This is a genomic window from Pseudonocardia sp. ICBG1293, assembly GCF_020131355.1.
Taxonomy (GTDB): Bacteria; Actinomycetota; Actinomycetes; order Mycobacteriales; family Pseudonocardiaceae; genus Pseudonocardia.
This window is the reverse complement of the sequence record NZ_JAHLEL010000014.1, coordinates 106,144-120,251: the sequence shown is the minus strand read 5'-3', so window position 1 is coordinate 120,251 and position 14,108 is coordinate 106,144. Positions and strand designations below refer to the sequence as shown.

The following is a 14,108-nucleotide window of genomic DNA, read 5'->3' as shown; positions in this document are numbered from 1 at the left end:
CGAACGGGGGCGGTGGATGCAGCAGGCCGACGTCGCCGCTGCTCGCGCCGACCACGGACGGGCCCTCGTCCCCGCCGCGCTCCCCGAGCCCGCGGCGCTGGCCGGGCCGGGGGCCTCGGAGCTGGCCCGGCGCTCGGTGGAGCCGGTGGCGGAGCTGCGCCCGGTCGTCGACCGGGTCACCGCGGCGCTGCGCGAGGCCGCGCTCGCCGACCCCTACGACCCGGCCGTCCCGGCCACCGCGGGCGGCGACCTGGTACGGGCGCGGATCCACCACCCGGGCTGCATGGAGATCGGGATGGAGCTGCTGGGGGCGCACCTGGAACCCGCCGCCGACACCGCCGCCCGGGTCCGGCGGATCGCGGCCGTGCTGGCCGCGTTCGCCCGCGGGTTCACCGAGGCCACCCGCCGTCTCGTCCTCGACGAGCACGAGCAGGTGACCCGGGCCGCGCTGGAGGCCCGCCGGGCCGCCGAGGACGCCCGCCGGCGTTCGGACCTGCGGCTGCGCACCGTCGTCGACTCCGCCGCCGTCGGCATCGTGATCTTCGAGCCGGACGGCCGGATGGTCGAGGTCAACGAGACCGTCGCGACGATGTTCGCCTACACCCCCGCGCAGCTGCTCGGGATGAACGTCGCCGACCTGGTGTCCCCGCAGGACGCACCCGAGGTGTGGGCGGAGCGGCCGCGGCTGCTCGACGGCTCGCTGGACCGGCTGCGCACGGTACGCCCGGTCCGCCGCGGCGACGGCGCGCCGCTCTGGACCGACACGGTGATCACGACGCTCGGCGCCCCCGGCACCGGTGAGGAGCTGCTCGTCGCGGTGGTGACCGACGTGACCGAGCAGCTGCGGATGCAGGAGGACCTGGCCCACCACGCGACGCACGACCCGCTGACCGGGCTGCCCAACCGGTCCCTGTTCTTCGAACGCCTCGACGCCGCGATCGAGGACGGCTCCCCGGACGCCCGGCCCGGGGTCTGCTATCTCGACCTCGACGGGTTCAAGGTCGTCAACGACACCCTGGGCCACCAGGCCGGGGACCGGCTGCTGCAGGTGCTGGCCGACCGGCTGCGGGCCGCCCTGGAACCCGGCGGGCACCTGGTGGCGCAGATGGGCGGCGACGAGTTCGTCGTGCTGGTCCCCCGGTCCGCCGACCGGGCCGAGCTGGAGGAGGTCGCGTCCCGGGCGCTGGGCACGGTACGCAGGCCGGTCCGCGTCGACGGCCGCGACATCGTCATCTCCGCCAGCGTCGGCGTGGTGCGCCACGACGGCGAGCTGGGCACCGACGAGCTCCTCGCCGCCGCCGACACCACGCTGTACTCGGCCAAGCGGGCCGGGCGCGGCCGCTACGTGCTCTACGACCGTGACCGGCACCGCGACGACCTCGCCCGCTTCGAGCTCTCCTCCCAGATGCCCGAGGCGCTGCGCCGCGACGACTTCGTGGTGGTCTACCAGCCGCTGGTGCGCCTGGCCGACGAGCAGACGATCGGGGTGGAGGCCCTGGTCCGCTGGCAGCGCCCCGACGGGCAGCTGCTCGGCCCGGACCGGTTCATCCCGCTCGCCGAGGAGACCGGACTCGTCGTGCCGCTGGGTGCTCGACGAGGCGTGCCGGCAGGGCGCGCCGGTAGAGCTCGGCGGCGGCGCGGGAGAAGCCGTCGGGCACCCCGGCGGCGGCGAACGCGTCGGCCGCCTCGTCCATCTCCCCCGCCCAGCGCCACGCCTTTCCCGCCATCCGCTCCCGGGCGCGGGCCAGCGCGGCGGCGTGGTCGATCCCGGCCCGGTCCAATTCGGCGTGCAGGGCCCCGGTGACGCCGAACGCCGCGGCGGCCTCCTCCAGCGCCAGCCACAGCATGGGTGCGGCCTTGCTCTGCAGCGCGAAGCAGGCCTTCAGCCCGCTCGCGGCGCCCAGGTCGGTCCCGGCGGTGCCGAGCACCCGGGCGTCGAACGGGCCCGGCTCGAACAGGGTCACGGCGGTGTCCGCCCCGGGCCCGGACAGCCACAGCGTCGTGGTGCCCGCCGTCCAGGCGGGCGGGCCGATGACGGCGCCGTCGCAGACGGTCGCGCGGTCGCCGAGCAGTGTCGCGATGCCGCGGACGGTGTCCGGGGCGACCGCGTTGGCCTCGACGTAGAGCGGGCGGTCGGTGCGCCCGGCCAGCCCGGCGCCCACCAGGCCCGCCACCTCGCGCGCGGCGTGCGGCGGGCAGATCGACACGATCACGTCGGCCCGGGCGGCGAGGTCGGCGACGGTCGGCACCGCCTGCAGGTCGGCCAGCTCGGCGCGCTTGGCGGTGGCGTGCGAGCGCCCGGCGTCGGCCCAGATCACCGCGCCCGCGCGGGCCTTGAGCGCCGACCCGAGCGCGGCGCCCATCGCGCCGGGGTGCAGGACCCCGACCACCGGCCGGGCGGGCAGGGACACCGGCTGCGCGGACGGCGACGACATGGGGTGATGATCGCACCCCGTCGTGCCCGTCCGCCCCGTGCCCGCCCCGCAGGGCTCACCCCGTCCCGAGCGCCGCGGTCAGGTCGTCGAGCACCACGCGCGCGGCCTGCGGGCCCGCGTTGAGGAACCAGGTGTCGTCGTCGACGGCGGTGGTGTGCCGGTTCCGGACGGCGCCGAGCGAGGCCCCGACCCCCTCGGTCAGCAGGGCCGGGGGCGCGGCGCCGGGAGCCGCGCCCTGGACGCCGTAGAAGATCCGTCCGCCGTCGGCCCGGCCGAGCTCCTCGGTGGACAGGTCGCGCGAGGTGGCGGCGAAGCGCTGGCTCTGCGGCCGGGCGATCCCGGCGTCGGCGAGCAGCGAGCCGGGGAAGGAGCCGACGCCGAACACCCGGACCCGGGCGGCCTGCACACGCAGCAACGAGACCTCCACGGCCCCGGCACGCGCGCCGACGTCGCGGGCCCGCCCGGCGAGGTCGTCGACGATCCCCTGCGCGGCACCGGCCCGGCCCAGCGCGTGTCCGAGCAGCAGCAGGTCGGTCTTCCAGTTCACCCCGTTGCCGCGGGTCATCACGGTCGGTGCGATCGCGGACAGCTGGGGGTAGAAGTCCTCCGCCCCGGCGACGTTGGCCAGGATCAGGTCCGGCGCGCCGCGGCGACCGCCTCGACCGCCGGGGCGGTGCGCAGGCCGAGGTCGGCCATCGCCGCCAGCGCGGCCCGGTGCTGCGGGAACGCCTCGGTGAGGTAGTCCGGGACCATCGTGGCCGCCTCGGCCCGGGTCGCCCCCACGGGGACGACGCCCAGGGACAGCAGCCCGTCGAGCTGCCCGGTGGAGATGACCACGATCCGCCGGGGCGGTGCCGGGATCGTGGACGTGCCCGTCTCGTGGGTGACCGTGCGCGGGAAGACACCGTCGGGCTCGGTCGAGCCCCGGTCCGCGGGCAGCACGGTGGGGGCGGCGCCGTCGGCGTCCGCGGGTGCGGGGCGAGCCGGGGGTGGGGGGGTCCCGGTGGCGGTGGCGCCGCAGCCGGCGAGCACGAGCAGGCAGAGCACCGCGAGCAGGGCGCGGGCAAGGAAGGTGAGCCTCACCTATCCATCCCAGCGGACGGCCGCGCGATCCACAACGAGACGCCGGTCTCGACTGGCGCGTCGGGCGGGCGGGGCGGCACGGTCGTCGGATGACACCGGATCCCCTGTTCACCGGCGACGCGGTCGGTGGCTGGCTGCAGCTGCCCTCCCCCGCCGTCGCCGAGATCGCCGGCTCCGTCGGCTTCGACCTGGTGTGTGTCGACACCCAGCACGGGCTGATCGGCGACGACACCGTCCTCGGCATGCTGCAGGCCCTGTCCGCCACCGGGACGCCGTCGCTGGTGCGGGTCCCCGGGCACGGCGCCGAGGCGGTGGGGCGAGCCCTCGACCGGGGCGCCGACGGCGTGATCGTGCCGCTGGTCGACACCGCCGAGCAGGCCGCGGCGGCGGTCGCCGCGTGCCGCTACCCGCCGGACGGGGTGCGCAGCTTCGGGCCGGTGCGCCCGTCGTGGCGGGGCGGGGACGTGTTCGCGGCGCCGCGGACGGTGGTGATGGTCGAGACGGTCGCCGCGGTGGCGAACCTGGCCGCCATCGTGGCCGTCGACGGGCTGTCGGCGGTGTTCGTCGGGCCCTCGGACCTGGCCCTGGCCCACGGCTTCGCCCTGCGCGCCCAGGACGAGGACGGGCCGGACGCCGACCGCTACGCCGAGCTCGTCGCCGGGATCACCGCGCAGTGCGCGCGGGCCGGGGTACCGGTGGGGATCTACTGCGACTCCCCCGCGCACGCCCGGCGCTTCCGGGCGCTGGGGTGCACGTTCACGATGCTCGCCGCCGAGCAGGCGATCCTGCGGTCGGCGCTGGCGGAGAGGCTGGCCGGGGCACGGCCCTGACCGGTCAGCCCGCGGCGAGGTCGTGCGCCGCGGGCCGGCCGTCCGCGGCCGTGCGGGCGGGTCGCCGGGCGTCGACCATCGCGAGGCCGGTGAGCCGCCCGGCGACCCCGCGGTGCCCGGTGCTGCGCCACAGCCCGACCAGACCGGCGACCCCCCACAGCAGCCCGAACAGCCCGAGTCCGCCGGACGGCCCGGACAGCAGCAGGAACCCACCGGTGCCCAGCAGCACCCGGGCGAGGCGACGGCCGCGGCCCGGGACGCCGCCGTCGGGCAGCGCGGGCCGCAGCCGCACCGCGCGCTGACCGACCGTGCCGCCGCTGCCGACCAGCGGGACCACCAGGAACACCAGCAGCGGCAGCCCGAAACCGAACACCGCGTTCGCGGTGTCGAACCAGTCGGGCAGGGGCCCGCCGGTGTACCCGGAGAGCGCGGTCCCGGCGAGCAGCAGCGTCCCGATCATGGATCCGGTCACCCAGACCGCCGTCAGGTCGCACAGCGCGCCGAGCAGCCGGCGACCGGCGGTCACCGGGGCGGGCCGCCCGGGGTCACCGCCGGCGTCCCACGAGCGGGGCCGCAGCAGGGTCGCGGCCAGACCGCCGAGCAGCGCGCCCGTGGTGTTGGCGATCAGGTCGTCGACGTCGGCGAGCCGGTAGGCGCACGGGAACAGGAACCAGTTGCCGGTGTACTGGGTGGCCTCGACCAGCACCGACACCGCGAACCCGGCCAGGACCGTGACCGGGAGCGAGCGGCGGAACACCCCGCGCAGGAACCAGCCCAGCGGCGCGAACAGCACCACGTTCAGCACCACCTGCTGCACGGCGGCGTTGGCCAGCCAGGCCCGCACCCCGGTCGCGTCCTGGCGCGCGGCGATCCGGGCGATGTCGCCGACGAAGGCGAACGGCCGGGTCTGCAGCGAGTCCGCCGCGGTGCGCCCGGCGCAGAACGCCGCGTCGACCTGGGGCAGCGGGAGCAGCGTGTAGCCGAGGATCGCCAGGCCGTACACCGGGACGGCGACGAGCACGGCCAGTTCGCCGGGCCCGAAACGGCCGCGGCGGCGGTAGGTCAGCGCGACGGCGGGGACGAGCACGGCCAGCACCAGCGCCGACCCGAGGCCGATCGCGAGCACCCCGGGGATGATCCGGTCGTTCACGGTGCCCGACGCTAGCGACCGGCCGGGCCGCGCCCGGGGACCGAAACGGGTGGTTCGGGGTTCAGCCCAGGACGTCGAGGATCTGCTGGGCGGCGAGGGTGGGCGTGAGGCCGCCGTCGCGGACCTCGGCGGTCAGTGCCGGCAGCCGCTCGGCCGTCGCCGGGTCGTGCAGGACGCGGTCCATGAGCCGGTCGCGCACCATCTGCCACATCCACTCGACCTGCTGGTCGGCCCGCCGCGTCGCGAGCTCACCGCCCTTGTCGAGGGCCTCCCGGTGCGCGGTGACCTTCTCCCACACGGTGTCCAGGCCCGCGCCGGTCTGGGCGGAGCAGGACAGCACCGGGGTCCGCCAGTGCGCGGAGGTGGGGGTCATCATGTGCAGCGCGCCGGCGAGCTCGCGGGCCGCGGCGCGGGCGTCGCGCTCGTGCGGGCCGTCGGCCTTGTTGACGGCGACGACGTCGGCGAGCTCCAGGATGCCCTTCTTGATCCCCTGCAGCGCGTCGCCGGTGCGCGCGATGGTGAGGAACAGGAAGGTGTCGACCATCCCCGCGACCGCGGTCTCGGACTGCCCGACCCCGACGGTCTCGACGAGCACGACGTCGAACCCGGCGGCCTCCATCATCACCATCGTCTCGCGGGTACGCCGCGCCACCCCGCCGAGCGTGCCCGCCGACGGCGACGGGCGCACGAACGCGTCCGGGTCGACGGCCAGCCGCGGCATCCGGGTCTTGTCACCCAGGATGGACCCGCAGGTCCGGGTCGAGGACGGGTCGACGGCGAGCACCGCCACCCGGTGGCCCTGGGCGGTGAGCCGCGAGCCCATCGCCTCGATGAACGTCGACTTCCCGACGCCGGGTACCCCGGAGATGCCGACCCGCACCGCGTGTCCGGCCTTGGGCGTCAGCTCCAGCAGCAGCTCCTGGGCGGCCCGCTGGTGGTCGGGCCGGCTGGACTCGACCAGGGTGATGGCCCGGGCGAGCAGGGTGCGGTCTCCGGCCAGGACGCCGCGGGCGAGCTCCGCGGGGTCGGGGACACGTGGGGCCATCGGCGGGCGCTCTCCTTGCGGGACGGGGTCGGACGAGGCCCGGGCCCGGTGCACGCACCGGGCCCGGCGGGGCGGTGCCTCAGTCGGCGTAGACGCTGCCGGGCGTGCCCCCGGTGTCGCCGTCGCCGTGACCGAGGGCCGCGGACAGCTTGCCGAGCAGGTCGACCGCGGCCTCGGCGATGACGGTGCCGGGCGGGAACACCGCGGCCGCGCCCATCTCCAGCAGCTCCGGGACGTCCGCGGGCGGGATGACCCCGCCGACGACGACCATGATGTCCGCGCGGCCCAGCTCGGCGAGCTCGCGGCGCAGCTCCGGGACCAGCGTGAGGTGCCCGGCCGCCAGCGAGCTCGCGCCGATCACGTGCACGTCGGACTCGGCGGCCTGCTTGGCGACCTCGGCCGGGGTCTGGAACAGCGGCCCGACGTCGACGTCGAAGCCGATGTCGGCGAAGGCGGTGGAGATGACCTTCTGGCCGCGGTCGTGGCCGTCCTGGCCCATCTTCGCGACCAGGATGCGGGGCTGGCGGCCCTCGTGGCCGGCGAACTCGGAGACGAGCTCGCGGGCGCGGTCGATCGCCGGGTTCTGCCCGGCCTCGGCGGAGTACACACCGGAGATGATCCGGATCTGTCCGGCGTGGCGCCCGAAGACCTTCTCCAGTGCGTCGGAGATCTCCCCGACGGTGGCCTGGTCGCGGGCCGCGTTCACGGCCAGCTGGAGCAGGTTCTCGTCGTCGGTGCGCGACGAGCCCTCGGCGATCTTCTCCGCGGCGCCGGTGAGCGCGCGCAGCGCCTCGTCGACGGCGCGGTCGTCGCGCTCGGCGCGCAGCCGGGCCAGCTTCTCCAGCTGCTCGCGGCGCACGTTCGCGTTGTCGACCTTGAGCACGTCGATCTGCTCGTCGGCCTCGACGACGTACTTGTTGATCCCGATGACCGGCTGGCGCCCGGAGTCGATGCGGGCCTGGGTGCGGGCCGCGGCCTCCTCGACGCGCATCTTGGGGATGCCGGCGTCGATGGCCTGGGCCATGCCGCCGGCCTTCTCCACCTCGTCGATGTGCGCCCACGCCCGCTTGGCGAGGTCGTAGGTGAGCTTCTCGACGTAGTAGGAGCCGCCCCACGGGTCGACGACGTTCGTGGTGCCCGACTCCTGCTGCAGCAGCAGCTGGGTGTTGCGGGCGATCCGCGCGGAGAAGTCCGTCGGCAGGGCGAGGGCCTCGTCGAGGGCGTTGGTGTGCAGCGACTGCGTGTGGCCCTGGGTGGCGGCCATCGCCTCGATGCAGGTGCGCACCACGTTGTTGTAGACGTCCTGGGCGGTCAGCGACCAGCCGGAGGTCTGCGAGTGCGTGCGCAGGCTCAGCGACTTGGCGTTCTGCGGCTCGAACCGGTTCACGAGCTTCGACCAGAGCAGGCGCGCGGCCCGCATCTTCGCGACCTCCATGAAGAAGTTCATGCCGATCGCCCAGAAGAAGCTCAGCCGCGGCGCGAACTTGTCGATGTCCAGGCCCGCGTCGACACCGGCCCGCAGGTACTCCACGCCGTCGGCGAGGGTGTAGGCGAGCTCCAGGTCGTTGGTCGCCCCCGCCTCCTGGATGTGGTAGCCGGAGATCGAGATGGAGTTGAACTTCGGCATCTTCGCGCTGGTGAAGCCGAAGATGTCGGAGATGATCTGCATCGACGGCTGCGGCGGGTAGATGTAGGTGTTGCGGACCATGAACTCCTTGAGGATGTCGTTCTGGATGGTCCCGGTCAGCTTCTCGGGGCTCACGCCCTGTTCCTCGGCGGCGACGATGTAGAGCGCCAGCACCGGGAGCACGGCCCCGTTCATCGTCATCGACACCGACATCCTGTCCAGCGGGATGCCGTCGAACAGCTGGCGCATGTCCAGGATCGAGTCGATCGCGACCCCGGCCATGCCGACGTCGCCCGCGACGCGGGGGTGGTCGGAGTCGTAGCCGCGGTGGGTGGCCAGGTCGAACGCGATCGACAGACCCTTCTGCCCGGCGGCGAGGTTGCGCCGGTAGAACGCGTTGGACTCCGCCGCGGTGGAGAACCCGGCGTACTGGCGCACCGTCCACGGCTGGTTGGTGTACATCGTCGGGTAGGGCCCGCGCAGGTACGGGGTGATGCCCGGGTAGGTGTGCAGGAAGTCCACACCGGCGAGGTCCTCGGCGGTGTAGAGCGGCTTGACGCCGATCCCCTCCGGGGCCTCCCAGACGTCGGCGGAGCCGGTCCAGGTGGTCGCGGGAGCGGTGTCGCCCAGGAGCGGCACGCCGGTGAAGTCGGGAATGCTCACTTCGAGCCCTCCAGGTGGGTGTACACGTCGTCCAGGACGGCGAGGGCGTCGCAGCCGGCGAACAGGTGGCCGTCGACGCCGGGCACCGGCTCCTTCGGCTTCCCCGCGAGCAGGATGTGCGCGGCCCCGGCCTCGCGCAGCGCGGCGGCGGTCTCGGCGGCCCGCTCGTCGTAGAGCGTGTCCGAGGAGCAGAGCACCGCGACCGGCGAGCCGCTCTTCCCGAACGCCTCGACGACGTCGGCGGCGGTCTCGGTCGGGCCGGCGTCGACGGTGTCGACACCGCCCGCGGCCAGGAGGTTGCGGGTGAACCCGGCGCGGGCGGTGTAGACCGCCAGCGGGCCGAGGGTCGCCAGGAAGGCGGTGGGGCGAGAACCCGTCTCGGCCAGCAGCGCGTCGGAGCGGTCCCGGTGGGCCTCGTAGGCCTCGGCGGGGCGGTAGAGCGGCAGCCCCCCGCGCTCGACGGCCGGCGGCAGCGGGGTGCGCTCGACCGGCTTCTCGTCCAGGTCGGGGAACTCCGAGACGCCGGTGAGCGGCGTCCTGCGCTTCGCGACGTCGGCCTCGCGGCGGGCGCGGACCTCGCCGACCCGATCGGCGACCAGGCCGGAGTCGAGCGCGGCGACGGCGCCGCCCGCGGTCTCGATCTCGACGAAGAACTCCCAGGCCACCCGGGCGAGGTCGTCGGTGAGGTGCTCGACGTACCAGGACCCGCCTGCCGGGTCGATGACCCGCGCCAGGTGCGACTCCTCCACCAGCAGGTTCTGGGTGTTGCGGGCGATGCGGCGGGAGAACGGCTCGGCCACCCCGAGGGCGGCGTCGAACGGCGGCACGGTGACCGCGTCGGCGCCGCCGACACCGGCGGCGAACCCGGCGACGGTGCCGCGCAGCATGTTCACCCACGGGTCGCGCCGGGTGAACAGGGCGTCGGGCACGGTGGCGTGCTGGGTCTGCGGCACGTCGGTGACCCCGGACGCCTCCAGCACCCGGGCCCACAGCCTGCGCCCGGCGCGCAGTGTCGCGATCGTCGGGAACTGCTCGGGGGTGGCCGCGTAGCGGAACTCCAGCAGCCGGGCCGCGTCGGCGACACCGATGCCCGCGGCGTCCAGGGCCCGCAGGTAGGCGACGCCCGCGGCGAGGGACCAGCCCAGCTCCTGGGCATCGGAACCACCCGCCTCGCGGATCACGGTGGCGTCGACGGTGATCGCGGTGATCGCGTCGAAGGTGCCGTGCACGCGGCGGGCGACCTCGACGACCGAGTCGACGTCCGGGCCGGAGCCCGCGCGGGCACGCAGCCCGATCGGGTCGACGCCCAGCGAGCCGAGCAGCTCGGCGTCCTCGACGCCGTTGCGGGCGGCCAGGTCCAGGTAGGCGTGGGCCGCGGCGACCTGCTCGGTCCCGGCGTCCAGGGCGACCCCGGCCAGGTCCAGGTGCACCCCCTCCAGGGCACGGGCCAGGTCGGCGACGGCGACGCCGCCCTCACCCACCCGCAGCCAGACCGAGGTGACACCGCACTCCAGGTCGGCGAGCACGGCCTCGCGGACCGCGGCCGGGTCGGTGCCGGCGTGGCGCTGGCGGATGTCCCAGCCGTCCGGGACGTGCCCGTCGGTGCGGGCACCGCGGGTGAACGGCCACGAGCCAGGCACGCCGGTGGGCGGGAGGTCGGTGACGTCCTCGTCGGCGTAGAGCGGCGCGACACGGATCCCGTCGGGCGAGGTGCGGGTCAGCGTCTCGACCCCGGCCCCGAGCTCGGCGTCCTCGCCGATCCGGCCCGATCTGCGCACCACCGCGTCCGCGGCGGCGAGCCACCGGTCGCGGGTGACCGGGTCGGAACCGCCCGCGAGGACGAGCTCCTCCGGCTCGACCGGACCGTCCACGGCAGAGCCCTCCGGACCGGCTGCGCGGTCGGCCGCGCTGCGGTCACTGTCCGTCATCCGCTCTGTTCTCCTCACCGGCCCGCGGGGCGGCCTCGTTGCCCGCCGGATGGCGCCGTCATCGACGCCACCGAAGTGCCGCGGAGTCTAGTGAGCCGGTGCCTCCGGGGGCATGCGCTGTGGCGAGGCGCGCACGGCCTGTGATGCACCCGACTGGCGCAACGGGACCGTCCGGGGGCCTCGCGGCGAGCACCCGGCCGTTCCCCGCCGGTAGTCCTCACGGGTAGCCCCGGGGGTCCCCCGGGCGCCAGTCTGGGGCCGTGCCGACTCCTGGACCCGCACCCGCCGTACCCGGGCTGACCCCGGTCGCCCGCGTCCACGTCCTGCTCGATCCGCCGCTGGAGGTCGGCCGGACCCCGTTCGGGCGGGAACGGGAGATCCCCATCGTCGGCGGCACGGTGTCCGGTCCCGGCCGCGACGGCGAGGGCCTGCACGGCGAGGTGCTGCGCGGCGGCGCCGACCGCCAGCGGGTGCTCGACGACGGCACCGCCGTGATCGACACCCGCTACACCGTCGCGCTGCGCTCGGGCCACCTGCTCCAGCTCGCGACCGCCGGGTACCGCACCGGGCCGGCCCCGGTGCTGGACGCGCTGCTCGCCGGCGAGCCGGTCGACCCGGCCCGCTACTACTTCCGCGTCGTGGTCGACGCCCGCACCGCCGACCCCGACCTGGCCTGGCTCAACACCGCGGTCCTCGTCGGCTCCGCGGTGCGCACCGCCGACGCGGTCGCCTACGACGCCTACCTCGTGACGTGACCCGCGGTGGGAACAACGGCGGGCGGGGCGGCATTGTGGACGGCATGCCCCGCGTGACCCGAGGATTCGTCGGCCGCAGGCCGCGTGACCAGCGGCTGCCACCCGGCCAGTACGACGTCGGCGACCAGTGGCCGGTGCTCACCGCCGAGCGCGCCCCCGTCCTGGACACCACCCGCTGGACGTTCCGGATCGACGGCCTGGTCCAGCGTCCCGTCGAGTGGACCTGGGACGAGATCCGCACGCTGCCCCGGGAACGGTGGGACGGCGACATCCACTGCGTGACCACCTGGTCGAAGTTCGGGATGAGCTGGAGCGGGGTGGCGGTCGACACCCTGCTGGAGGCCGCGGGCCCGCTCCCGCAGGCGCGGTTCGTCGTGGCGCACTCGCACTCGGGCTACACCACGAACATGCCGCTGTCCGACCTCACGGGCGGCCGGGCGTGGGTGGCGTTCGAGGCCGCGACCGCGCCCGACCGCCCGGAGCCGCTGACCCGCGAGCACGGCGGACCGGCCCGGCTGCTGGTGCCGCACCTGTACTTCTGGAAGAGCGCGAAGTGGGTGGCCGGGCTGCGCCTGGTCGCCGAGGACGAGCCCGGCTTCTGGGAGCGCAACGGCTACCACGACCGTGGCGACCCGTGGGCCGAGCAGCGGTTCCAGGGGGACTGAGGATGGGCGCCACCACCTCCCGCGCGACCCTGCGCTGGCAGGCCGCCACCGTGCTGGCGGTGCACGACGAGGCCCCGGGGGTGCGCACGTTGCGGCTCGGTCTGGACGAGCCCGCCACGCACCTGCCCGGCCAGTACTACGTGCTGCGGCTGACCGCGGAGGACGGCTACACCGCGCAGCGCTCCTACTCCGTCGCCTCGGCGCCCGACGGGCGCCCGGAGATCGCGTTGACCGTCGAGCGGCTCGACGACGGCGAGGTCTCGGGCTTCCTGCACGACGTCGCCGCCGTCGGGGACGTGCTGGAGGTACGCGGACCGGTCGGCGGGTGGTTCGCCTGGGACGGGGTCTCCCCCGCCCTGCTGGTCGGTGGCGGGTCCGGCCAGGTACCGCTGGCCGCGATGCTGCGCCACGCCCGCGCGACCGGCCGTCCGGACCTGGTCCGGATGCTGGTGTCGGTCCGCACGCCCGAGGACCTGTTCTACGGCGACGAGCTCACCGGGCCACCGGTCACCGCGGTCTTCACCCGCGTCGCGCCGCCCGACGCGGCCCGACCGGCGGGCCGGCTCACGGTGGCCGACCTCGCCCCGCTGGTCCGGGGCGGGGAGACCGCGTTCGTCTGCGGCTCGCCCGGCTTCGCCGCCGACGCGGCCGACCTGCTGGCGGCGGCCGGTGTCCCGGACCACGCCATCCGGATCGAGCAGTTCGGGCCGACCGGGGCCTGACCCTGCGGCAGGCCGCGGGCGTGCGGCAGGATGGCGCCGCCCCGCCCGCGCACCGCAGGAGCCGACGATGACCGTCACCCCCGCCGAGACGTCGTTCCGCAGCGCCGGGCTGCGCTGCGCCGCCTGGTACCTGGCCCCGTCCGGTGCGGAGCTCGCGAACGACCGCGGCCGCCCCTGTGTGGTGATGGCACACGGGTTCGGCGCGACCCGCGACTCCGGGCTGCTCCCGTTCGCGCAGCGCTTCGCCGCGGCGGGCTGCGCGGTGCTGGTGTTCGACTACCGCGGGTTCGGCGCCTCCGACGGCACCGGCGACCCCCGCCTGGACCAGGACGTGCACCACGGCCGACACCGCGCCGACTACCACGCGGCGGTCGCGCACGCCCGCACGCTGCCCGGGGTCGACCCCGAGCGGATCGTGCTCTGGGGGAGCTCCTACTCCGGCGGGCACGTGGTGCCGGTCGCGGCCCGCGACGGCCAGGTCGCCGCGGTGATCTCCCAGGGCGCGGCGATGGACGGCACCGCCGCGCTGCTGGAGATCCTGCGCTACGCCGGGCCCGCGCAGCTGGCCCGGCTCACCGGGCACGGGCTGCGCGACGCCGCCGCGGGGCTGCTCGGGCGGCCGCCGCACCGGATCGCCGTGTTCGGGCCGCCCGGGTCGACCGCGGCGATCACCTCGCACGACGCCGAGAGCGGCTACTCCTCGATCACCGGGCCCGCGTTCCGCAACACCATGCGGGCCCGCGGTGCGTTGCGGATCCCGCTCAACCGCCCGGTGACGGCCGCGGCCCGGCTGCGGGCGCCGATCCTCGTCGTCGTCGCGGCACGGGACTCGATCGCGCCGCCGGCGTCGGTGCGCGCGGTCGCCGCCCGGGCCGGTGCGGGCTCGGAGGTGCTGGAGCTGCCCTGCGGGCACTTCGACATCTACCTCGGGGAGATGTTCGAGCGGTCCGTGTCGGCGCAGGTCGACTTCCTGCGACGCACGCTCGCCGTCCCCGCCTGACTGGGCCGGACGGCGTACGGACACTCCCCGGTCGGCCCATCGGACCCTGTGAGTGACCACACTCCGTATAAGCGACGGTCTATCGCCTGTTCTCGCGACGTAACGACGCGCCGTCGTCGCGACGATGTCCTGGGGTACCACGGCGGCGCCACCCGGTCCGACCCTGAACCCACCCGGGGCTCCCCTTCCGGCCACCGAATCGTCC

At 75.5% G+C, this 14,108-nt stretch carries 12 protein-coding genes and 1 pseudogene; 6 read left to right on the top strand and 7 right to left on the bottom strand.

All coding sequences use genetic code 11. From position 1 onward, the window contains the following. Positions 1-16: 16 nt before the first annotated feature. A pseudogene (locus KPF47_RS08880) lies at positions 17-1,525 on the top strand (diguanylate cyclase domain-containing protein); the annotation flags it as partial. A 19-nt stretch (positions 1,526-1,544) separates the two neighbouring features. On the opposite strand, the gene KPF47_RS08875 reads toward KPF47_RS08880, so the two are convergent. The 3 genes from KPF47_RS08875 to KPF47_RS08865 are packed head-to-tail and all read right to left on the bottom strand — an operon-like array spanning position 1,545 to position 3,518. Beyond that, on the bottom strand, positions 1,545-2,435 hold the full coding sequence (locus KPF47_RS08875; protein WP_224388027.1) for an NAD(P)-dependent oxidoreductase: 891 nt from the start codon (positions 2,433-2,435) through the stop codon (positions 1,545-1,547). Positions 2,436-2,490: 55 nt separating this feature from the next. Continuing rightward, positions 2,491-3,015, bottom strand: a complete 525-nt coding sequence (locus KPF47_RS08870) for an ABC transporter substrate-binding protein (RefSeq protein WP_308015371.1) — start codon at positions 3,013-3,015, stop codon at positions 2,491-2,493. A 50-nt stretch (positions 3,016-3,065) separates the two neighbouring features. Further along, positions 3,066-3,518 carry a hypothetical protein gene (locus KPF47_RS08865; protein ID WP_224388519.1) on the bottom strand — a complete coding sequence of 151 codons (453 nt, stop codon included), beginning with the start codon at positions 3,516-3,518 and terminating at the stop codon, positions 3,066-3,068. A gap of 89 nt (positions 3,519-3,607) precedes the next feature. On the opposite strand from KPF47_RS08865, the gene KPF47_RS08860 reads away from it, so the two are divergent. Then, on the top strand, positions 3,608-4,348 hold the full coding sequence (locus tag KPF47_RS08860; RefSeq protein WP_224388026.1) for an HpcH/HpaI aldolase/citrate lyase family protein: 741 nt from the start codon (positions 3,608-3,610) through the stop codon (positions 4,346-4,348). Between the two features lie 4 nt (positions 4,349-4,352). Here the strand turns inward: KPF47_RS08860 and KPF47_RS08855 are convergent, their stop codons facing one another. From KPF47_RS08855 to KPF47_RS08840, 4 genes are all read right to left on the bottom strand, one after another. Then, positions 4,353-5,498: a VanZ family protein gene (locus tag KPF47_RS08855; protein ID WP_224388025.1), complete on the bottom strand. Its 1,146-nt coding sequence runs from the start codon at positions 5,496-5,498 to the stop codon at positions 4,353-4,355. A gap of 61 nt (positions 5,499-5,559) precedes the next feature. Next, entirely contained in the window at positions 5,560-6,543 is a 984-nt protein-coding gene (meaB, locus tag KPF47_RS08850; RefSeq protein ID WP_224388024.1) for a methylmalonyl Co-A mutase-associated GTPase MeaB, read from the bottom strand. Between the two features lie 79 nt (positions 6,544-6,622). Then, positions 6,623-8,833: a methylmalonyl-CoA mutase gene (gene scpA / locus KPF47_RS08845; protein ID WP_224388023.1), complete on the bottom strand. Its 2,211-nt coding sequence runs from the start codon at positions 8,831-8,833 to the stop codon at positions 6,623-6,625. Further along, on the bottom strand, positions 8,830-10,761 hold the full coding sequence (locus KPF47_RS08840; protein ID WP_255659351.1) for a methylmalonyl-CoA mutase family protein: 1,932 nt from the start codon (positions 10,759-10,761) through the stop codon (positions 8,830-8,832). Before KPF47_RS08840 ends, scpA begins: the two co-directional genes overlap by 4 nt. A 260-nt stretch (positions 10,762-11,021) precedes the next feature. On the opposite strand from KPF47_RS08840, the gene KPF47_RS08835 reads away from it, so the two are divergent. From KPF47_RS08835 to KPF47_RS08820, 4 genes are all read left to right on the top strand, one after another. Further along, positions 11,022-11,516: a DUF3237 domain-containing protein gene (locus KPF47_RS08835; protein WP_224388021.1), complete on the top strand. Its 495-nt coding sequence runs from the start codon at positions 11,022-11,024 to the stop codon at positions 11,514-11,516. Between the two features lie 44 nt (positions 11,517-11,560). Continuing rightward, entirely contained in the window at positions 11,561-12,181 is a 621-nt protein-coding gene (locus KPF47_RS08830; RefSeq protein ID WP_224388020.1) for a sulfite oxidase-like oxidoreductase, read from the top strand. A gap of 2 nt (positions 12,182-12,183) precedes the next feature. Next, on the top strand, positions 12,184-12,903 hold the full coding sequence (locus tag KPF47_RS08825) for an FAD-binding oxidoreductase (protein WP_224388019.1): 720 nt from the start codon (positions 12,184-12,186) through the stop codon (positions 12,901-12,903). 67 nt (positions 12,904-12,970) lie between these two features. Further along, positions 12,971-13,903, top strand: a complete 933-nt coding sequence (locus KPF47_RS08820; protein ID WP_224388018.1) for an alpha/beta hydrolase — start codon at positions 12,971-12,973, stop codon at positions 13,901-13,903. Positions 13,904-14,108 lie beyond the last annotated feature (205 nt).